The 22,671-nt window shown below is 41.1% G+C and carries 18 protein-coding genes; all 18 read left to right on the top strand.

Going from position 1 to position 22,671, the window contains the following annotated elements:
* Positions 1–425 precede the first annotated feature (425 nt).
* The 18 genes from ABD010_RS16145 to ABD010_RS16060 all read left to right on the top strand — a co-directional run bounded on the left by ABD010_RS16145 (position 426) and on the right by ABD010_RS16060 (position 22,516).
* Positions 426–1,199, top strand: a complete 774-nt coding sequence (locus tag ABD010_RS16145; protein WP_343815378.1) for a ribonuclease HII — start codon at positions 426–428, stop codon at positions 1,197–1,199.
* Between the two features lie 106 nt (positions 1,200–1,305).
* Positions 1,306–2,466 (top strand): ADP-forming succinate--CoA ligase subunit beta, encoded by a 1,161-nt coding sequence (gene sucC, locus ABD010_RS16140; RefSeq protein ID WP_343815376.1) that lies wholly within the window; start codon positions 1,306–1,308, stop codon positions 2,464–2,466.
* 109 nt (positions 2,467–2,575) lie between these two features.
* The gene (gene sucD, locus ABD010_RS16135) at positions 2,576–3,478 is read left to right on the top strand and encodes a succinate--CoA ligase subunit alpha (RefSeq protein WP_343815373.1); all 903 of its coding nucleotides are present in this window, start codon (positions 2,576–2,578) and stop codon (positions 3,476–3,478) included.
* Between the two features lie 72 nt (positions 3,479–3,550).
* Positions 3,551–4,450, top strand: coding sequence for a DNA-processing protein DprA (gene dprA, locus ABD010_RS16130; RefSeq protein WP_343815370.1), 900 nt, complete (start codon positions 3,551–3,553; stop codon positions 4,448–4,450).
* Between the two features lie 105 nt (positions 4,451–4,555).
* The gene (gene topA, locus ABD010_RS16125; protein ID WP_343815368.1) at positions 4,556–6,634 is read left to right on the top strand and encodes a type I DNA topoisomerase; all 2,079 of its coding nucleotides are present in this window, start codon (positions 4,556–4,558) and stop codon (positions 6,632–6,634) included.
* A 94-nt stretch (positions 6,635–6,728) separates the two neighbouring features.
* Positions 6,729–7,043: a hypothetical protein gene (locus ABD010_RS16120; RefSeq protein ID WP_343815365.1), complete on the top strand. Its 315-nt coding sequence runs from the start codon at positions 6,729–6,731 to the stop codon at positions 7,041–7,043.
* 268 nt (positions 7,044–7,311) lie between these two features.
* Positions 7,312–8,256, top strand: a complete 945-nt coding sequence (gene xerC, locus ABD010_RS16115) for a tyrosine recombinase XerC (RefSeq protein ID WP_343815362.1) — start codon at positions 7,312–7,314, stop codon at positions 8,254–8,256.
* Positions 8,246–8,791: an ATP-dependent protease subunit HslV gene (hslV, locus tag ABD010_RS16110; RefSeq protein WP_343815359.1), complete on the top strand. Its 546-nt coding sequence runs from the start codon at positions 8,246–8,248 to the stop codon at positions 8,789–8,791. Before xerC ends, hslV begins: the two co-directional genes overlap by 11 nt.
* Before the next feature lie 21 nt (positions 8,792–8,812).
* Positions 8,813–10,204 (top strand): ATP-dependent protease ATPase subunit HslU, encoded by a 1,392-nt coding sequence (gene hslU, locus ABD010_RS16105; RefSeq protein ID WP_343815356.1) that lies wholly within the window; start codon positions 8,813–8,815, stop codon positions 10,202–10,204.
* Positions 10,205–10,230: 26 nt separating this feature from the next.
* The gene (codY, locus tag ABD010_RS16100; RefSeq protein ID WP_343815353.1) at positions 10,231–11,010 is read left to right on the top strand and encodes a GTP-sensing pleiotropic transcriptional regulator CodY; all 780 of its coding nucleotides are present in this window, start codon (positions 10,231–10,233) and stop codon (positions 11,008–11,010) included.
* Positions 11,011–11,558: 548 nt separating this feature from the next.
* Positions 11,559–12,338 (top strand): 30S ribosomal protein S2, encoded by a 780-nt coding sequence (gene rpsB / locus ABD010_RS16095; RefSeq protein WP_343815351.1) that lies wholly within the window; start codon positions 11,559–11,561, stop codon positions 12,336–12,338.
* Positions 12,339–12,428: 90 nt separating this feature from the next.
* Complete coding sequence (tsf, locus tag ABD010_RS16090; protein WP_343815348.1) at positions 12,429–13,313, top strand: translation elongation factor Ts; 885 nt, start codon at positions 12,429–12,431, stop codon at positions 13,311–13,313.
* Positions 13,314–13,407: 94 nt separating this feature from the next.
* A complete protein-coding gene (pyrH, locus tag ABD010_RS16085) occupies positions 13,408–14,133 on the top strand; it encodes a UMP kinase (RefSeq protein WP_343815345.1) in 726 nt (241 codons plus the stop codon).
* Positions 14,133–14,690, top strand: coding sequence for a ribosome recycling factor (frr, locus tag ABD010_RS16080; RefSeq protein ID WP_343815342.1), 558 nt, complete (start codon positions 14,133–14,135; stop codon positions 14,688–14,690). Before pyrH ends, frr begins: the two co-directional genes overlap by 1 nt.
* Positions 14,691–15,179: 489 nt before the next feature.
* On the top strand, positions 15,180–15,944 hold the full coding sequence (uppS, locus tag ABD010_RS16075; RefSeq protein WP_343815339.1) for an undecaprenyl pyrophosphate synthase: 765 nt from the start codon (positions 15,180–15,182) through the stop codon (positions 15,942–15,944).
* A gap of 15 nt (positions 15,945–15,959) precedes the next feature.
* Positions 15,960–16,760: a phosphatidate cytidylyltransferase gene (locus tag ABD010_RS16070; protein ID WP_343815336.1), complete on the top strand. Its 801-nt coding sequence runs from the start codon at positions 15,960–15,962 to the stop codon at positions 16,758–16,760.
* 74 nt (positions 16,761–16,834) lie between these two features.
* Positions 16,835–18,097, top strand: coding sequence for an RIP metalloprotease RseP (gene rseP / locus ABD010_RS16065; protein WP_343815333.1), 1,263 nt, complete (start codon positions 16,835–16,837; stop codon positions 18,095–18,097).
* Positions 18,098–18,220: 123 nt separating this feature from the next.
* Positions 18,221–22,516: a PolC-type DNA polymerase III gene (locus ABD010_RS16060; RefSeq protein WP_343815330.1), complete on the top strand. Its 4,296-nt coding sequence runs from the start codon at positions 18,221–18,223 to the stop codon at positions 22,514–22,516.
* Positions 22,517–22,671: the final 155 nt, after the last annotated feature.

The raw sequence follows: 22,671 nt of genomic DNA, 5'->3' as shown, positions 1-22,671 counted from the left end.
CAACGATTTCGATTCAAGCATAGTGTCATAAACGTAAAAATAGCGGAGGAAATACGTGCCCCTACAAAGGGGTATGCCGACGTTGGCCGCAAAGGCCGGTTTTAGTCGGCCTTCCTTCACTCGGGTGCAGAGGCATAGATGAGACTCCGCAGCGCGGTAGCGATCTTTTTTGCGAGGAGTGTAACACCACTGAATATGCTTGCAACACGACGAGCACAAGGAGGCTCATCAGCCGCCCACGGTAAAGAAGACACAGCGAAAGTGACTTTCTTGAGCTGATGTCGCTCTTATGCTGGAAGTGAAAGCGACGTGTATTTCCGCAGCGGTGGTAGAACATCATACTATGTCGCAGTTTATGGACTTTGTGTAATAACGACAATCTTTAATCAGAACAACAGATATTACTAAAGAGATAAGGTGATAGGGTGAAAAAGGAGTCTATTGCAGTCATTAAACAGTTATTGGAAAGTGATAATGTAACAGGTACACTTGTTAACGAACTGCGAACTGATGAACGTAAAGGTGTGCAACAATTAATTGAACGATACGATAAAAAGAAATTAAACGAACATGAACTGGAACAACAATATACGCGGATGTGCTGGTATGAACAAAAAAGTTATGTCAAATCGCATCAATTTATTGCCGGGATAGACGAAGCAGGACGCGGTCCGCTTGCAGGCCCTGTAGTCGCTGCAGCCGTTATCCTGCCTGAGAATTTTAAGTTACTTGGATTGAACGACTCGAAGCAGCTGAATGAAAAAACCCGAAACAAATTTTATAATATTATTAAAAAAAATGCAGTCAGCTATGGTATATCAATTTTATCGAACCAGGAAATTGATCAGGTTAATATCTATGAAGCTACAAAACTGGCAATGTATAGGGCGATTGATCAGCTTGATCCAAAACCGGATCATGTGCTTATTGATGCGGTTACTCTTGAAAAGCTGCCTTGCTCATCCGAAGCTATCACAAAAGGTGACCAAAAAAGTGTTTCAATCGCTGCTGCTAGTATCTTGGCGAAAGTTACACGTGATACCAAAATGAAGCAACTGCATGAAACGTATCCTGTCTATGGCTTTGCTTCCAACATGGGTTATGGTACAAAAGAGCATTTGGAAGCGCTTAGGAGTTACGGTACAACGCCATATCACCGGAATTCATTTGCTCCAGTCCGGGAAGCCTCACCGCGTTAGGCAGGTATATACAATCAGAGCATTCGGCATGATTCGCTATTTCTTGTGAAATTCTATGTTTTTTTATACAATGGACATGCAGTGAATTTTGATGGGAGGATGAAAGATGAACATTCATGAGTATCAAGGCAAAGATATTTTGCGAAGCTATGGTGTAAATGTTCCAAACGGACATGTTGCATATACGGTAGACGAAGCAGTTGAGGCTGCAAAGAAACTTGATGGTCCCGTAAAAGTAGTGAAAGCACAAATCCATGCTGGTGGCCGTGGTAAAGCCGGCGGTGTAAAGCTTGCTAAAAATCTTGATGAGGTGCGTACATACGCAGATGAAATTTTAGGGAAAACATTGGTAACTCACCAAACCGGTCCTGAAGGAAAGGAAGTAAAGCGTCTTCTAATTGAAGAAGGGTCTGACATCAAGAAAGAATACTATGTTGGCCTGGTACTTGATCGTGCCACTTCCCGTGTTGTGATGATGGCATCAGAAGAAGGTGGTACGGAAATTGAAGAGGTAGCAGCAAATACTCCTGAGAAGATCTTTAAAGAAGTAATTGACCCGGTTGTAGGTTTATCCGGATTCCAGGCTCGCAGACTGGCATTTAATATTAATATTCCTGATGAATTGATTGGTAAAGCTGCGAAATTTATGACAGGTCTTTATAATGTTTTTGTGGAAAAAGATTGCTCGATTGCTGAAATTAACCCGCTTGTAACAACAGGCGATGGTCAGGTAATGGCATTGGATTCAAAATTAAACTTCGATGATAACGCAATGTTCCGTCAAAAAGATGTTATGGAATTGCGTGACCTTGATGAAGAAGATGAAAAAGAGATTGAAGCATCCAAATATGACTTAAGCTATGTTGCATTAGACGGAAATATCGGATGTATGGTAAATGGTGCAGGGCTGGCCATGTCAACAATGGATATTATTAAGCATCAAGGCGGAGAACCTGCTAACTTCCTCGATGTTGGAGGCGGTGCAACAGCAGAAAAAGTAACCGAAGCATTTAAGATCATTTTGTCCGATTCCAATGTAAAAGGGATTTTTGTCAATATCTTTGGCGGCATCATGAAATGTGATGTAATTGCTGAAGGTGTTGTCGAGGCGACGAAACAGGTTGGTCTGGAACTTCCACTTGTTGTGCGTCTGGAAGGTACAAATGTTGAACGAGGCAAGAAAATTCTTGATGAATCAGGTTTAAACATTACTTCAGCTGGATCCATGGCTGATGGTGCAGAGAAAATAGTCTCCATGGTTAAGTAATTCGGTTGGAATCATTATTTGTTTAATGCGTGACCAATTGGTTGGTTCCGCTTATGAAGCACACATTTTAATAATACGTACAGATATTGTGTAGAAAGGACGGACGAAAATGAGTGTATATGTAAATAAAGATACAAAAGTTATTGTCCAGGGAATTACTGGCGGTACAGCCAAGTTCCATACAAAACAAATGCTTGAGTACGGTACAAAAATTGTTGGCGGTGTAACACCGAAAAAAGGCGGAACAGAAGTGGAGGGTGTTCCTGTATTCAATACAGTGAAAGAAGCGGTTGATGCAACAGGTGCAACTGCTTCGGTAATCTATGTTCCAGCTCCATTTGCGGCAGATGCCATTCTTGAAGCGGTAGATGCGGAACTTGATCTTGCCATTTGTATAACGGAGCATATTCCGGTCATGGATATGGTGAAAGTAAAACGTTATATGGAAGGTAAGAAAACCCGTTTGGTAGGTCCAAACTGCCCAGGCGTTATTACCGCTGATGAATGTAAAATTGGAATTATGCCTGGATATATCCACAAAAAAGGTCATATCGGCGTTGTTTCACGTTCCGGAACACTAACATATGAAGCGGTGCATCAGCTGTCTGAGGAAGGGTATGGCCAAACAACCGCTGTAGGAATCGGTGGCGATCCTGTTAATGGAACAAACTTTATTGATGTATTATCAGCGTTCAACGATGATCCCGAAACAGAAGCGGTTGTTATGATCGGAGAAATCGGCGGTACTGCTGAAGAAGAGGCGGCTGAATGGGTAAAAGCGAATATGAACAAACCTGTTGTTGGCTTTATTGGCGGCGCTACTGCACCTCCAGGAAAACGTATGGGCCATGCCGGTGCGATTATTTCCGGTGGTAAAGGCACAGCAGATGAAAAAATCCGTGTTATGAATGACTGCGGTATTAAGGTTGCTGAGACGCCAGCAGAAATCGGTGATACGATGATTGGTGTGTTAAAAGAGAACAACCTGAATGACAAATGTAAAACACATTAAGTAATATGAGGAACCCAAAACTGTGATGTTTTGGGTTCCCATTATATAATTTTGTAAAGAGGAAGTGACCTATTGGAAGCAGTCCGTAAACGCTTAATTCATATGACAAGGTGCCGTGGAATTACACGCAGGTCAGTCAGAAAGTTTTTCCGCTATGACCCCACCCTTCAAAGCATCTACAAGTTTACTGCAACGGAGATCAATCAATTTTTTGGAATTCCGCATAAACAGGCTTCAATCCTTTATTCCGACCTTCGTAATCCTTCATTAATTAAGCAGATTGTACATGATGTTTCTTCATACCGCACGATTACTTTAGTTGACGAAGACTATCCCACTGTGTTAAAAACTATTAAAGATGCGCCACTCGTCCTTTATGCTTTCGGAAACCCGTCATTACTGAATAAATTTCCACTAATAAGTGTTATTGGGACACGTAAACCATCGAAAGAAGCGCTGTCGAAAATGGAGGCGTTTGTAGTGCCGTTAATACTAAAAAAATGGGTTGTTGTCAGCGGTATGGCATCCGGAATTGACAGTATGGCACATCGGCATACCCTGAAGCATGATGGAATGACTATTGCTGTGTTGGGCGGTGGATTTCATCATATTTATCCAAAACACAATTCTCTTTTATTTGATCAAATAGCTGAACATGGGCTCGTAATCTCGGAGTACCCGCCAAATACACCGCCAAAGCGTTATTATTTTCCGGAAAGAAACCGGATCATCAGCGGTTTGAGTTTCGGAACACTGGTAATTGAAGCGACTGAACGAAGCGGAACACTGATTACGGTGGATCAGGCGCTGGATCAAGGACGGGAAGTATATGCAGTGCCGGGTAATCCTATTTTGGCACAAACAAAGGGTTGCCATAAAATGATACAGGATGGCGCCAAATTGGTTCAGGACCCACAGGATATAATAGAGGATTGGCAGCGTATGGGCGCAAACTACAAACTGTTAAGTTAATGTTCGTACTATTTTCATAGTAAGTTGACAAATGTATGGTAAGTATTTAATATTAGTGAAGATTTCCAAATTTTATATGGTAACCTCATTTTGGGAGGAAAGTTCATGTCAGATTACCTGGTGATCGTTGAATCGCCGGCTAAGGCAAAAACGATCGAACGCTATTTAGGAAAGAAATATAAAGTAAAAGCATCCATGGGTCATGTGAGAGACCTGCCCAAAAGTCAAACGGGTGTTGATACAGAAAATAATTTTAAACCCAAGTATATAACAATCCGCGGTAAAGGTGACGTATTGAAGGATTTGAAAAAGTCAGCTAAAAAGGCAAAGAAAATTTATCTGGCTGCCGACCCTGATAGAGAGGGAGAGGCAATTGCCTGGCATTTGGCCTATGCCCTGGGAATAGATGAAAATTCCCAATGCCGTGTAGTATTTAATGAAATTACGAAAGATGCAATTAAAGAGTCATTTAAACATCCCCGGTCAATTGATAATGATCTGGTTGATGCACAGCAGGCGAGAAGAATCCTTGACCGGCTTGTCGGGTATAATATCAGCCCTTTACTTTGGAAAAAAGTTAAAAAAGGACTCAGCGCAGGTCGTGTTCAGTCAGTTGCTGTAAAACTGATTATCGACCGGGAAAAGGAAATTGAAAACTTTAAGCCGGAAGAATACTGGTCAATTGAAGCCAATTTTTTAAAGGACAAGGAATCATTTGAAGGCTCTTTTTATGGAATTGACGGAAAGAAACAGGAATTAAAAACGGAGTCGGATGTTAACGATGTGATGAAGAAAATGAAAGGTAAATCGTTCACCGTGAACAAAGTAAATCGCCGTGAACGAAAGCGAAATCCCGCACAGCCATTTACAACATCTTCACTGCAACAGGAGGCTGCCCGCAAATTAAATTTTCGGGCCAAGAAAACGATGATGGTGGCACAACAATTATATGAAGGAATCGATCTTGGAAAGAAATCCGGCGGCATCACCGGTTTAATTACTTATATGCGTACTGACTCAACACGTATCTCCAACACAGCAAAAGAAGAAGCAAAAGGGTACATTGAGGATCAGTACGGAAAAAATTATTTGGGCTATAATAAAAAAAGCAAGAAACAGGAAGGAGCACAGGATGCTCACGAAGCTGTCCGTCCAACATCAGTTGTACGTGATCCGAAGTCGCTAAAACCTGTATTGTCCAGAGATCAATACAGGTTGTATAAACTTGTGTGGGAACGGTTTCTGGCAAGTCAAATGGCTCCGGCAATCATGGACACAATGACAGTCCACCTTTCAAATAATGGTGTCGATTTTCGGGCAACAGGCTCAAAGGTAAAGTTTAAAGGATTTATGAAAGTGTATGTGGAAAGCTCGGATGACAAGAAAAAAAATGAGAATAAATTTCTTCCTGATCTCTCAGAAGGTATGACAGTTGAGGCTAAAGACATTACTCCAAATCAGCACTTCACTCAGCCGCCTCCGAGATATACGGAAGCAAGACTCGTCCGGACAATGGAAGAATTGGGAATAGGACGTCCTTCTACGTATGCACCTACTTTGGATACAATCCAACGCAGGAATTATGTAAGCATTGATAATAAGCGTTTTGTGCCGACAGAGCTTGGCGGAATCGTCATTGATATATTGGAGGAGTTTTTCCCTGAAATAATCAATGTGGATTTCACGGTGAAAATGGAAGATGATCTGGACTCTATTGAAGAAGGAAAAACAGAATGGATTCATTTGTTGGATGAGTTTTATAAAAATTTCAGCAAACGTCTTGAAGTAGCCGAAGAGGAAATGGAGAAAATCGAAATCCGTGATGAGCCGGCAGGAATTACGTGTGAGAATTGCGGTCATGAAATGGTGTACAAAATGGGCCGGTATGGTAAATTCCTGGCATGTTCAAACTTTCCGGAATGTCGGAATACGAAACCAATCCTGAAAGAAATAGGAGTTAAATGCCCGAAATGTAAAGAGGGCAATGTTGTTGAACGTAAATCGAAAAAGAAACGAATTTTTTATGGCTGCGATCGTTATCCTGAATGTGATTTTGTTTCATGGGATAAACCAATTTCGAGACCATGTCCGAAATGCGACTCACTGCTTGTTGAAAAAAAGGGTAAAAAGGAAACCCGTATTCAATGTACAAATTGTGATTACAAAGAAAATGCACAAAATTAGCTATCCGATTGGGTAGCTTTTTTGTGTGTTCTCAGCTAAATGGTTTTAACTGTATGTATAAGGGAATGATGGCTATATGGAAGGAGGATTTAAAATGAATGAGCTTAAATCATATTTTGTTTCGGTGGATTTTAAAGAAGTACGTGAGATGTCAATACCTGATAATGAAATCGAATTTGAAATAAAAGCAACCAATGAGGAAGTAAAAGAATTAAAAGAACTGTTTAGAGACACACGGAAAGATGGGAAGAATGCTATTGATCACTTGGGCAAGCCGTTTGACGAATGGGGTGCTGATGATGAGCGTTCAAAATATGATCAGCATTTAATTAAAATTTATAAGTTTATCCATGGATTGGGTACCCCTGAAACGAAGGATAAAATTGAACAACTGAAATTGTTCAAATAATTGTTATAGTTATTATAACTTTTAGCAGTTAAGAAACTATCATGGGTCGACAACCAAGTTTTCTAAAAAGTTCAATTGTTGTTCATTGACGAATTTAAAAGTAAAAGCTATAATTGTCCATTGGTAAGTAAATATGCTTGACAGCAATCCAAGGATTTGAAAAAATAGGATTGAGTTCAATTCAGAATTTTAATATAATTTTGTTAAGTTTGTTGCTTTCCACAACTTTATATGTTATGATTTATTCGCTGTTTGACGGGGTGAAAAATTGAACAATTATAAGATACAACGTGATGCGTTTATTGAATATTTGCAAATTGAAAAAAATGCATCCCCCTACACCGTTAAATACTATGAAAAAGATTTAGAAGGTTTCTTTAACTTTTTAAATGCGGAAGAGGCTGGTGGACTGGAGCAGGTTGGGTATAATGAGGTGCGTTTATACTTGACGGTTTTATTTGACCGGAAGCTAGACAGACGGACTGTTTCCAGAAAATTATCCAGTCTTAGAAGTTTTTATAAGTTTTTGGATAGGGAGGGTTATGTCAGTACAAATCCTTTTGCACATGTGAAACTTCCGAAAGCGAATAAACCAATTCCTGATTTTTTATACCAGGAAGAGTTAAAGAAGCTGTTCGAAGTGAATGATTTATCGGACCCCTTGGGGCAAAGGGACCAGGCGCTTTTGGAGACCTTGTATGCCACGGGGATACGTGTCAGTGAGTGTCAGGGGATGCATTTAAACAATATTGATTTTTCTGTTGGGACAATGCTTATAAAAGGTAAAGGGAATAAGGAACGTTATATACCTTTTGGACGTTTTGCCGAAATTGCCCTGGAAACCTACATACATGATGGAAGAAATCAGCTTTTGCAAAAGTTCCAGGTTCCAACAACACATGTTTTTTTGAATGCAAAAGGAAGGCCGCTTACAGCAAGGGGAATGCGGCTGATTCTCAATAAGATGGTAGAAAAAGCTGCACTAACAGTACATGTTCATCCGCACAAACTCCGTCATACGTTTGCAACACATCTGCTGAATGAGGGAGCGGATCTTCGAAGTGTTCAGGAGCTTCTGGGACATGAAACTTTGTCGTCTACGCAGATATACACACATGTGACAAAGGATCGGTTACGAAGTGTGTATATGAACACGCATCCCAGAGCGAATGGTCATAATTCTGATCAAAGAGGTGATCAACGTGGCAAATGAATTTCATGCCACAACTATTTTTGCGATTCAGCATAATGGCCAGTGTGCCATGAGTGGTGACGGTCAAGTTACAATGGGTAATGCCGTCGTAATGAAACATAAAGCCAGAAAAGTACGTACTTTATTTAACGGGCAGGTTTTAGCAGGGTTTGCCGGTTCTGTTGCGGACGCATTCACGCTTTTTGAAAAATTTGAAGGAAAGCTGGAGGCATTTGATGGAAATCTGGCCAGAGCGTCGGTTGAATTGGCAAAGGAATGGCGAAGTGATAAGGTGCTTCGTAAACTGGAAGCAATGTTGATTGTCATGAATAAAGAAAAGATGTTTCTGGTATCAGGGACAGGAGAAGTAATCGAACCTGATGATGGCATCCTTGCAATCGGCTCGGGCGGTAATTATGCATTGAGTGCAGGGAGAGCTTTAGTCAGATATTCCGGGGATTTGGCCGCTAAAGAAATTGCACAGGCAGCACTTGAGGTTGCCGGTGAAATATGTGTATATACGAATGACCGTATAACTTTAGAGGTACTTGAATAAGTAAGGAGGCCTTTGGTATCAATGGGAATTGATTACACTCCAAAACAAATTGTGGGTCAATTGGATAAATATATTATTGGTCAGAATAGTGCCAAAAAGTCAGTAGCTGTGGCATTGCGAAACCGGTATCGGCGGATGAAACTCGATGATACGATCAAGGATGAAATTGTCCCAAAGAACATTCTTATGATCGGTCCTACAGGAATTGGCAAAACTGAAATTGCCCGGCGCCTGGCTAAACTCGTCGGTGCACCTTTCGTGAAAGTGGAAGCCACTAAATTTACCGAAGTGGGATATGTAGGCCGTGACGTTGAATCCATGGTCCGGGATCTGGTGGAAATGGCTCTAAGAATGGTGAAGGAAGAGAAGATGCGTGAGGTGGAAGGCCAGGCGGAAAAGGAAGCCGATAAACAGCTTGTGAAACTGCTGGTGCCTCAGGAAAAAAAACAAAACAATATGAAAAACCCATTTGAAATGTTGTTTCCCGGTCAGCACGATGAAGAAGATGATGACGATGATTCAAAAGATGAAGAAATAAAGAACAAGCGAAGCAGAATTGAGCATCAACTTGCATTAGGTGAACTGGAGGATCGCATTGTAACGGTGGAAATAGAAGAAACACCGCCATCCATGTTTGATATGCTGCAGGGGTCGGGTATGGAACAAATGGGTATGAATATGCAGGATGCCTTTGGACAATTTATGCCGAAGAAAAAGAAAAAGCGAAAACTTTCTGTTGCTGAAGCCAGGAAAATATTAACACAGCAGGAAGCACAAAAGCTTGTTGATATGGAAGAGGCAGCGCAGGAAGCCGTTCAGCGTGCTGAGCAATCCGGGATAATCTTTATTGATGAGATTGACAAAGTTGCGGCGAAACAGGATAACTCAGCAAATGTGTCAAGAGAAGGTGTTCAGCGGGACATCTTACCAATTGTAGAGGGGTCAACAGTGGTAACTAAACAAGGCCCTGTTAAGACGGATCATATGCTTTTCATTGCTGCAGGTGCATTTCATATGGCTAAGCCGTCCGATTTAATCCCTGAACTGCAAGGAAGATTTCCGATTCGGGTTGAATTGGATAAACTGTCAGTAGATGATTTCAAGCGTATTTTAAAAGAGCCGTCCAATGCATTGCTGAAACAATATACAGCCATGCTTAAAACGGAAGGTATAAATGTCATTTTTACAGACGAAGCTATAGATAAACTGGCAGAAATTGCATATGACGTTAACCAAGATACAGATAACATCGGTGCCAGACGACTTCATACCATCCTTGAGAAACTTTTGGAAGATTTATCGTTCGAGGCTCCGGATATAAATATGGAAAAGGTGGACATCACCGGTGAATATGTAAATCAGAAATTAAGTAATATCGTAAAAAATAAAGATTTAAGTCAATTTATACTATAAATCGAAATATCGAATGGAGGATAATTATGGAACTTTTAGATCGAGCCAGAAAAATTAATGCAATGCTGCAGAAAGCAACAGGCAAGTCGGTGAACTTTAACGAGATGTCTGCATCACTGAGGGAGGTAATCAAAGGAAATATTTTCATCCTCAGCAGACGCGGTAAATTATTAGGTTTTGCGATTAATCAGGAAATTGAAAATGATCGCATGAAAACGATGTTGGAAGATAGACAGTTTCCGGAAGAATACACGCAGGGACTTTACGGGATTTATGAAACTACAGCGAACCTTGATATTGACAGTCCTTATACAGCTTTCCCTGTTGAAAACCGCGAGCTGTTTAAAAACGGTCTGACAACCATTGTACCAATCATCGGTGGCGGCGAGCGTCTTGGGACGTTGATTTTAAGCCGTTTGACTGACAGTTTCAGTGACGATGACCTTCTGCTTGCAGAATATGGTGCCACTGTCGTTGGTATGGAAATTCTTCATGAAAAAACAGAAGAAATCGAAGTGGAAGCAAGAAGTAAGGCAGTTGTTCAAATGGCAATCAGCTCATTGTCTTACAGTGAACTTGAAGCAATCGACCATATTTTTGAAGAGTTAAATGGACATGAAGGCCTGCTTGTAGCTAGTAAAATAGCAGATAGAGTCGGTATTACCCGGTCGGTAATTGTTAATGCGCTTCGTAAGCTGGAAAGCGCCGGCGTTATCGAATCCCGTTCACTCGGAATGAAAGGAACATATATTAAGGTCCTGAATGATAAATTCCTAGTGGAGCTGGAAAAATTAAGGTCAAGATAAGTGCATTGCACAATCTTAATAGTGGATAAATGTCCTAAACAAATCAGCAGCCTTCTTTCTTAAATGAAATGAGGCTGCTGATTATTTAGATTTAGACGGAAGACTTGAAGTAAAATATGTTAAGGATGGTTACTTTTTAAAAAAACGCTAATTTTTTACCTATCGCAATTGAAGTAAACTGCGACACAGTATGATGTTCTACCACCGCTGCGGAAATACATGTCGCACTTATGCCAGTGGTGAAAGCATCCGCTCGAAGCGATCCCGGGCGGTAGGGCGAGAAAGTGGACGAAATTATAGAATATATGTCGCAGTTTATGGATTTTGTGTCAAAACACAATTGAAACAGCCTTGAAAAATAGCACAATAATACTTGATTGCTGTACTGTGTTATGATATATTAACTTTTGGTGTAAGACTATGTTCATCTGTCGAAAGTGAACTGGTTATAAAACACACGCTCGGTGATTTGCATAGAAGGTGCCAGATGAACTGGTTTTATGTGAAAATGACCCGGTCGGAGGAAAAACCATTAGGAGGAATAAATTATGTCAGTAATTTCGATGAAACAATTGTTGGAAGCTGGTGTACATTTTGGTCACCAGACTCGTCGTTGGAATCCAAAGATGAAAAAATACATCTTCACGGAACGGAACGGCATTTATATCATTGACCTGCAAAAAACAGTTAAAAAGGTTGATGAAGCGTACAAATACGTAAAAGATCTTGCTGCAAACGGAGGTTCCATTCTTTTCGTTGGTACGAAGAAGCAAGCACAGGAATCTGTACGTGATGAAGCAACCCGTTCTGGTATGTTCTATGTTAACCAGCGCTGGTTGGGTGGCACGCTTACGAACTTTCAAACAATCCGCAAGCGTATTAATCGATTGAAAGACATCGAACGGATGGAAGAAGATGGAACGTTTGAAGTGCTTCCGAAAAAAGAAGTAGTTGATTTATTGAAAGAAAAAGATCGTCTGGTTAAATTCCTTGGTGGAATTAAAGAAATGAACAAACTGCCGGACGCTATGTTTGTTATCGATCCACGTAAAGAACGTATCGCCATCGCTGAGGCGCATAAATTAAATATTCCGATTATCGGAATTGTTGATACAAACTGTGACCCGGATGAAATTGATTACGTCATCCCGGCTAATGATGATGCAATTCGTGCAGTCAAGCTTTTAACTTCCAAAATGGCAGATGCCGTTTTGGAAGTGAAGCAGGGTGAAGAATTGGAAGAAGTGCAGGAAGTTGAAGGCGAGGAACAGCCGGAACCAGCAGAAAAGAAAGCAGCTGCTGAAAACACTGCCGAAGATAAAGCGTAACAGGGTACTGGAAAGGTGATAAGGGGGAATAAGCCTTTTATCACCTTTTTTCGGAAAAATTTTTGGTAAGATGAAGGAGGATTCACACAAATGGCAATTACAGCTCAATTAGTTAAGGAACTACGTGAAAAAACTGGTGCCGGAATGATGGATTGTAAAAAAGCACTACAGGAAACGGATGGAGACATTGATAAAGCAGTTGATTTTCTGCGTGAAAAAGGTATGGCGAAAGCAGCTAAAAAAGCAGACCGCATTGCTGCGGAAGGTTCTGCATATATTGAAGTTGCAGGAAATACTGCTGCATTAATCGAGGTAAACTGTGAAACAGACTTTGTTACAAAAAATGATCAATTTAAGGAATTGCTTTCGGAGTTGGGTAAGCATATTGTTACTCAAAAGCCTGAAACAACTGAAGAAACACTTCAACAAAAGCTTCATGGTACAGGGGATACCGTGGAACACTATATTAACTCTGTTGTCGCTAAAATTGGTGAAAAAATTTCACTTCGCCGTTTTGCTTTAGTTGATAAAACTGATAATGATGCTTTTGGAGCATATCTTCATATGGGTGGACAAATTGGAGTTTTAACGCTTTTAGAAGGCACGACTGATGAACAGGTTGCCAAAGACATTGCAATGCACATAGCTGCTGTTAATCCGCGTTATGTTTCACGTGACGCTGTTTCAGAAGAAGAGGTTGACCGTGAGCGTGAAGTACTTAAAACTCAAGCATTGAATGAAGGAAAGCCTGAGCATATCGTAGAAAAAATGGTGGAAGGGCGTCTTGGGAAATTCTTTGAAGAAATTTGCCTGCTGGAACAGAATTTCGTCAAAGACCCTGATCAGAAGGTGAAGAAATATGTATCTGATAAGGGCGCTTCCGTTAAATCTTTCAATCGTTTTGAAGTCGGCGAAGGAATGGAAAAACGTGAAGAAAACTTTGCCGAGGAAGTTAAGAGCCAAATGAAAAAATAGTCAGACTGACAAATGGGGAACAGTTCATTGTTCCCTATTTCGCTAGCTTTTTGTTTGGACCAGAAAATAATATAATATCCCTATGGAGGTAATTATGACGACAGCTCAGTACCGTAGATTTGTGTTAAAGTTAAGTGGAGAGGCTTTGAGCGGTGAACAAGGCTATGGCATTGAACCGAAAGTAATTCAGTCCATTGCATCCCAAATAAAGGAAGTAGCTGAATTGGGAGCAGAAGTAGCTATCGTTGTCGGCGGCGGAAACATCTGGCGCGGCAAGGTAGGCAGTGAGATGGGGATGGATCGTGCAACTGCTGATTATATGGGTATGCTGGCAACTATTATGAACTCCCTTGCACTGCAGGATAGTCTGGAAAATATCGGTATTGAAACCCGGGTGCAAACATCAATAGAAATGCGACAGGTTGCTGAACCATATATTAGAAGAAAAGCAATTCGGCACCTGGAAAAGAAACGTGTTGTCATTTTTGCTGCAGGTACCGGAAATCCTTACTTCTCTACCGATACAACAGCCGCATTACGGGCTGCAGAAATTGAAGCAGAAGTGATTTTAATGGCTAAAAATAGTGTTGACGGTGTCTATTCGGATGATCCGAAACAAAATAAACAGGCGCAAAAGTACTCGGAAATCTCCTATTTGGAAATGCTGAATGAAGGGCTTGGTGTGATGGACTCCACCGCGTCTTCATTATGCATGGATAATCATATTCCATTAATCGTATTTTCGATTATGGAAGAAGGTAATATTAAGCGTGTTGTCCAAGGTGAAACGATTGGAACGACTATAAGGGGGAATAAATAATGGCAGATGGAAATTTGAAGGAAACGCGTGAAAAAATGGATAAGGCGGTTCAGGCCTTTACAAGAAACTTGGCAACAGTTCGGGCTGGGCGTGCAAATCCATCATTGCTGGATAGTGTTTATGTTGATTATTATGGTGCTTCAACACCCCTTAATCAGTTATCGACAGTCTCAGCTCCGGAAGCAAGGCTGTTGGTCATCACTCCATTTGATAAGTCTTCAATAAGTGATATTGAAAAAGCAATTCAGAAAGCTGATTTGGGCATTTCACCATCAAGTGATGGCAATGTTATTCGGATTAATATACCTGCTCTTACCGAAGAACGGCGTAAAGATCTGAATAAAGTTGTTGGTAAATATACGGAAGAAGCAAAGGTGCAAGTCCGGAATATTCGCCGTGATGCTAATGATCAGTTGAAGAAAGACGAAAAAGACGGCAACATGTCTGAGGATGACTTGAAAGACGAACAGGAAAATGTTCAAAAAGAGACTGACAAGCATATAAATAAGATTGACGAACTTGCAAAACAAAAAGAAAACGAAATAATGGAAGTTTAAACAGGCTAATACGTTGATAATAAAAAGCACACACGAGGCTGGGACAAATTAAAAAGTGTAACTCAAAAGACGAACTATGCTACAGACGAGCGAAGTATATTTCCGGAGCGGCGGAGCTTACCATTTAATTCGTTTTTTCAGTTGATGAAACACTTTTGTCCCAGCCTTTTTGTTTCTTAATTCGGAACAACTGGTCAGGCTTTGGAATTCAAGAAAAGCATCGTTTTTGTTTAAAGCGGATGTGAAATGGGTTTTTCTTGGATTTTAAGGAAATCGTTATAAAAATTTATCTAATATAGTGATATAATAGTATTTCATCATAATAGGATAATAAATATACCAGTTATTTTCCTATATTTGCGGTTAAGGAAATCTTTTATTGCATGAGTTGAAATAGGGCCTTTCGCAATTGAACGTGCGTGAGCTTGAATTCCCCATAAAAATTTATGAATTGTATAAGGATAATCAACTGAAGTCGGAGGACAAACTATGTCATTAAAACTTCCCTTTTTTAAAAATAAACAAAAAGAAAAAGACGACAATCAATTCGATATGGAAAATATCCCGAATCATGTAGCTATCATAATGGATGGAAACGGCCGCTGGGCAAAAAAGCGTGGTTTACCCCGCATTGCCGGGCATAAAGAAGGTATGGATGTAGTAAAGAAAATTGTCAAAGTAGCACGTAACTGTAACGTTCGTATTCTTACACTATATGCGTTTTCCACCGAAAACTGGAAACGGCCAAGGTCGGAAGTGGATTACCTGATGAGGCTGCCTAAAGAATTTTTACATATATATTTACCTGAGTTAATGGACAATAATGTAAAAATCGAGACAATCGGTAATTTTGATGGTCTTCCTGATTATACGAGGGAGTCAATCCAGTATGCCAAAGAACAGACAAAAGGTAATGATGGATTATTATTAAACTTTGCTTTAAACTATGGTAGTAGGTTTGAAATCATGCGCGCCATTAAACAAATAATGACTGACGTTGATTCATCAGAGCTGTCAATAGACGCAGTGGATGAGGAAAAGTTTTCAGAATATCTGTATACAAAAGGATTATCTGACCCCGATTTACTAATCAGAACGAGTGGCGAACAGCGTCTGAGCAATTTTTTGCTCTGGCAGGTTGCGTATTCTGAATTCTGGTTTACGGATGTGCTGTGGCCTGATTTTTCTGAAGAAATTTTCAGAACAGCCCTCCAGGATTATCAGCGGAGAAAACGACGCTACGGAGGTATTTAAGGTGTTGGAAATGATATGAAGCAACGCGTTATAACAGCAATTTTAGCATTCATTATATTTATACCATTTGTCATATTCGGCGGTTTGTATTTTGAGTTGTTTGTTTATTTTCTTGCAACCGTCGGACTTATCGAACTACTGCGGATGCGGGATATCGGCAAATACTCAGTACCATCTTTTCTTGCTGTCATTCTGCTATGGCTGCTCCTTATGCAAGAACCAACAGATATAATTCCGGTGGTATGGTTTACCAAATCAGAAATAATCATGCTGTTTGTATTGATTCTTTTGTCATATACGGTACTGGTTAAGAATAAGTTTACTTTTGATGATGCAGGTTTCATTCTGCTTTCTACCATATATGTAGGTATGGGTTTTTATTACCTTTTGGCAACGCGGGGAAGCAGCGGGGATTTTGACGGTTTAATCCATATTTTTTATGTCTTGATTATAATTTGGGTTACGGATACTGGAGCATATATTGCTGGACGGGCTTTCGGAAAGAAAAAGCTGTGGCCGATGATCAGCCCGAATAAGACAATTGAAGGTGCTGCCGGCGGCGTTGTTGCAGCTTGTATTGCCGGGGCAGTTTTTCAGTTGATTGAGCCATTTTACCCGATGGTAATTGTCATACTGGTTACTGTACTCGTATCGGTATTCGGACAAATTGGAGATCTTGTAGAGTCGGCGTTTAAACGGCACTACGGTGTGAAGGATTCAGGTGATCTGCTGCCGGGACATGGGGGTATTTTGGACCGGTTGGACAGTTTGCTGTTCGTGCTGCCAATACTGCATTTTATAAATTTCTTTTCCTGATTATTTTTTCAATATGGTCGATACTCGGGAACACTGATTATCTCCGAATTGACTAAAGGAAGGTGCGTCTGCTGATGACTACTGTTATAGCGTTTATACTTATGTTTGGCTTACTCGTGTTTATTCACGAACTTGGCCATTTGATTTTTGCAAAGCGAGCCGGCATGTTGGCGCGGGAATTTGCTATCGGATTCGGTCCTAAAGTTTTCGCTTTTACCAAAAATGAAACTGTCTATACGATTCGGCTGCTGCCAATCGGTGGTTATGTGCGTGTTGCCGGCGAAGACCCGGAAATTGTGGAACTGAAACCAGGACAACACATAGGATTGGAATTTAATGACAATGGTAAAGTGAACAAAATAATTGTTAATCATAAATCAAAACATCCGAATGCGCGTGTAATAGAGGTATCAAAAACCGATTTGGATCATGCGTTGACCATTGACGGTTATGAAGTTGATGAAGAAGATCAGCCATTGCATTTTGACGTTGATCCAAAGGCTTTTTATGTGATGGACGAAACTGAGACGCAAATTGCTCCGTATGACCGGCAATTTGCTTCAAAAAGTGTCGGAAAACGTGCAATGCAATTATTTGCAGGACCGATGATGAATTTTGTGCTGGCTATCATTCTGTTCATTATTATTGGTCTGATTCAGGGAGTACCTACTGAAGAAGCCATTATTGACGAGGCGGTTCCTGATTCTCCAGCTGCTGATGCAGGGTTCCAGCACGGTGATGAAGTTATCAAAGTTGATGGAAATCCGATTTCGACTTGGGACGAATTTACCGCAATCATTCAGAAGAATGCGGACGAGGAACTGAATATGACCGTCGAGCGGGCAGATGGTGATACAGCTCAAATTTCCGTTGTTCCTGACAAAATGGAATCACAAGGCAGAACGTACGGTCAATTGGGTGTTACGCATATGTTTGAACAAACTTTTACGGGATCATTTCAGTATGGTTTCGTGCAAACTTATGATTTCACCAAATTGATTCTGACTAATTTAGGCATGTTGGTAACCGGCCAGCTTCCAATCGAAACATTATCTGGACCGGTTGGCATTTACGATGCAACAGACAAATTTGTGGAGGCAGGCTTTTTTACCTTCCTGATGTGGACATCTATTTTAAGTGTTAACCTAGGGATTGTTAACCTGGTGCCGCTTCCAGCACTTGATGGGGGCAGACTCTTGTTTGTTGGAATTGAGGCCGTGCGCGGAAAACCGATTGACCCGCAAAAAGAAGGTATGGTGCATTTTGTAGGCTTTGCACTCTTAATGCTCCTGATGATCGTTGTCACGTGGAATGATATCCAACGGTTGTTCTTGTAACGTCAAAAAAATAATGAATTGTAATACTTTGTTTAATAACAGAACCCTTGTCTTAGTCTGATGGCAAGGGTTCTCCATACTTATGAACAGGTTTTTACCTGAAATTGCCAGGGGGAAATGGTAATGGATATTTCAAAAAAAGAAAAAATGGAACTGCTGCTTAAGCAATTAAATATAGTTGACGATGATTCACTTGATCATTTTGCTGACAGTGAACTGATAAAATTGGAAGTACATAAGCAATCAAAAACATGGCATTTTCATGTGCTGGTAAACAAATTACTGCCAATCGAAACTTATACTTTGCTTTCCACGAGACTGAAAGAAACCTTTGCACAATTTGCCAATGTGGTTGAATTGACAATAAACACAAGTGAAAAGCAAAGTGATGATAAGAAAATTTGTGATTACTGGAATTTATTTCTGCAAAATATATCCAACTTATCGCCGGCTTATAAAGACGTGGTCCATAATCAGGTTCCGAAAGTTAACAATAATAATCTTATGTTAACCGCGCGGAACGAAGCTGAAGGGGTGGCCTTAAAAAGACGGTTGGAAAAGGAATTCCAGTTTTTCTGCAATAAAATCGGGGCACCTAAGTTTTCTATAATGGTTGACGTTAAACCGGAGTTGGCTGATTTAAAAAAATTCCGGGAACAAAAAGCACTTGAGGATCAGCAGCTTGTCCAAAAAACAGTTATGGAGAAAGAAAAACGTGACAAGGAAAAAGTAAATAAAGAAAACAATCAGCCATTGATGCTCGGTTATAGAATACAGGATGAGCCGATGCATATGGAGGAAATACAGGATGAGGAGCGTCGTGTAACTGTACAAGGGTATGTATTTGTATCGGAAATCCGTAAACTTCGCTCTGGCAGGAGTCTGTTGATTGCCAAAGCAACCGACTATACAGACTCGCTGCAAATTAAAATGTTCTCCAAAGGCGATGAAGATGCTGAGAAGTTTGAGCAGCTGAAATCAGGGATGTGGATCAAGGCGCGGGGAAGCATCCAAACCGATATGTATACAAATGAACTTGCAATGATGGCTAATGACATTCATGAGGTCAAGATGGAAGTGAGGCAGGACACCGCTCCAGAGGGGCAGAAACGGGTGGAATTACATGCCCATACCACCATGAGTCAAATGGATGCAGTTGTTTCACCGACAACTTTAGTCGAGAAGGCTGCTTCCTGGGGTCATAAAGCGATTGCCATTACAGATCATGCAGGTGTACAGGGATATCCCGAAGCACATGCTGCAGGACAAAAGCATGGAGTGAAAGTACTGTACGGTGTAGAAGCAAACCTTGTTGATGACGGTGTTCCAATTGCCTATAATGAAACAGACATGGAACTGAATGACAGCACCTATGTTGTATTTGACGTGGAGACAACAGGATTGTCCGCAGTCTATGACACGATTATTGAACTGGCCGGGGTAAAAATTTATCAGGGTGAAATTGTGGACAGGTTTGAAGCTTTCGCTAACCCGCATCACCCGTTATCACAAACAACGATTGATCTGACCGGGATAACGGATGATATGGTGAAGGATGCCCCGGAAATTGGCGATGTTTTGAAAGATTTTTACGAGTGGATGGATGACGGTATTCTGGTAGCACATAATGCCAGCTTTGACATTGGCTTTTTAAACCAGGGATTCAGCAGGATTGACTACGAAAAGGTAAACAATCCAGTTATTGACACACTTGAACTTGCCAGATTTCTGTATCCGGAATTAAAGAATCATCGTTTAAATACGATGTGTAAATATCTTGATGTAGAATTGACCCAGCATCACCGGGCAATTTATGATGCGGAGGCTACCGGCTATTTGCTGTGGAAAATGGTGAAGGCTTTGCTGCAGAAGGAAATTACGAATCATAACCACCTCAATGATCATATGGGGGAAGGGAATGCATATCAGCGATCACGTCCTTTTCATTGTACACTGCTTGCCAAAACACAGGATGGCCTGAAAAACCTGTATAAACTGGTTTCACACGCACATATTGATTATTTCTATCGTGTGCCCCGTGTGCCGCGATCACTGCTTCAGAAATACAGGGAAGGTGTTTTGGTTGGGTCGGGATGTGACAAAGGGGAAGTTTTTGAAACGATGATGCAAAAATCAGCTGATGAAGCTGAAAAAGCAGCGGAATTTTATGATTTTATTGAGGTGCAGCCACCTGCTAATTATGTTCATCTTGTGGAAAAAGATCTGGTACAGAATGAAGCACAGATTCTTGATATATTAAAAAAGCTTACCGATCTTGGCGAGCGGATGAATAAAACCGTTGTTGCAACCGGTAATGCTCATTACATCGAAGGACATGATAAACTGTATCGTCAAATATTGATTGCTTCCCAGGCCGGAAATCCATTAAACCGGCAGACACTCCCGGATACGCCGTTTCGAACGACCAATGAAATGCTGGAGTGTTTCCGGTTCCTTGGCGATGATAAGGCAGCAGAACTTGTTGTAACGAATACAAATAGACTTGCCGATGAAATGGACGAAATATCTCCCGTAAAAGATGGATTGTACACACCGACCATTGAGGGAGCCGATGACGAAATGCGCAATCTTTGCTATACGAGAGCAAAGCGCATATACGGTGAACCTGTTCCAGAAATCGTTACGGACCGTCTGGAAAAGGAATTGTCGAGTATTATCGGGCATGGGTTCTCGGTAATCTATCTGATCTCTCATAAACTCGTAAAAAAATCACTCGATGATGGCTATTTGGTAGGTTCACGGGGGTCAGTCGGATCTTCACTGGTAGCAACCATGACGGAAATAACCGAAGTCAATCCACTGCCGCCGCACTATGTATGCTCAGAATGCTGCCATCACGAGTTTATTACGGATGGTTCAGTCGGCAGCGGCTTTGACCTGCCTGATAAGGAATGCCCGAATTGTCATACACCGCTGACAAAGGATGGACAGGACATCCCGTTTGAAACATTCCTTGGGTTTAAAGGGGATAAGGTACCAGATATTGACCTTAATTTTTCTGGTGAATATCAGCCAAGAGCACATAACTATACGAAGGAATTATTTGGTGAAGACAATGTTTATCGTGCGGGCACTATCGGTACAATTGCTGAAAAGACAGCTTACGGTTATGTGAAAGGTTATGCTTCTGATAAACAGCTAGTCTATAAAAATGCAGAAGTGGACAGGCTTGTTCAGGGGTGCACCGGTGTAAAGCGGACGACCGGCCAGCATCCCGGCGGTATTATCGTTGTACCTGAAGATAAGGAAATATTCGACTTTACTCCTATTCAGTTCCCGGCAGATGATCGGAAAAGTGAATGGCGAACAACACATTTTGATTTTCATTCCATTCACGACAACCTGTTGAAGCTGGATATACTTGGGCATGATGATCCGACTGTTATCCGGATGCTGCAGGATCTGAGCGGAATTGATCCGAAAACAATTCCGACGGATGATGCGGAAGTTATGAAAATCTTTTCAGGTACGGAGTCCATCGGTGTTGTTCCTGAACAAATAAACTGTACGACCGGAACATTGGGTGTACCGGAATTTGGTACTAAATTTGTCCGGCAGATGCTGGAGGATACGAAACCATCGACTTTTGCGGAACTTGTTATTATTTCAGGTCTGTCCCATGGTACCGATGTTTGGCTTGGCAATGCGCAGGAATTGATTAATGAAGGCATTTGTGAATTGCCGGATGTTATCGGGTGTCGTGACGATATCATGGTTTATCTGATGCATAAAGGGCTGGAATCCTCTCTCGCCTTTAAAATCATGGAGTTTGTCCGCAAAGGCAGGGGGCTCCAGGATGAATGGATCACTGAAATGAAAAAGCATGGTATACCGGATTGGTATATTGAATCATGTAAAAAAATTAAATACATGTTCCCAAAAGCACATGCTGCTGCTTACGTACTTATGGCAGTTCGTATCGCTTATTTTAAAGTGCATTATCCAATCTACTTTTATGCTGCATATTTCTCGGTCCGAGCAGGTGATTTCGAACTGGACACAATGTGTAAAGGCGCAGAAGCTATTCGTAATCGGATTGAGGGGATCATGGCTAAAGGAAATGATGCATCCCCGAAAGAAAAAAGTCTTTCCACTGTATTGGAAGTAGCATTGGAAATGTGTGAACGCGGCTTTTCATTCCAAAAGGTGGACTTGTACAAATCGAAAGCATCTGAATTTATCGTAGAAGGAGATTCATTAATACCGCCGTTTAATGCGGTCGATGGACTGGGAACGAATGCCGCCATCAATATTGTTAAGGTTAGAGAAGATGGCGAGTTTCTTTCCAAGGAAGATTTGCGTCAGCGAAGCAGAATTTCCAAAACGGTACTGGAATATCTGGACAATCACGGATGTCTGGAAGGGATGGCGGAAAAGAATCAATTGTCGCTGTTTTAACCAGTAACACATGCTGTCAGTTGCATGAGCAGCATTAATGTGATATAGTTTTCATTGGTAAGTAATGATACGAACGGTTAAAGGAGTGGGTGGACCCCACTCCTTCTTCATACTGCTATCCTTGTACTGAACCCCCTTGCCACCTTTTCGGCAGG

This window comes from Virgibacillus siamensis (genome assembly GCF_039522605.1).
GTDB lineage: Bacteria > Bacillota > Bacilli > Bacillales > Amphibacillaceae > Lentibacillus > Lentibacillus siamensis.
Note: the sequence above shows the minus strand (reverse complement) of the source record. Positions and strands in the feature narration are given on the sequence as shown.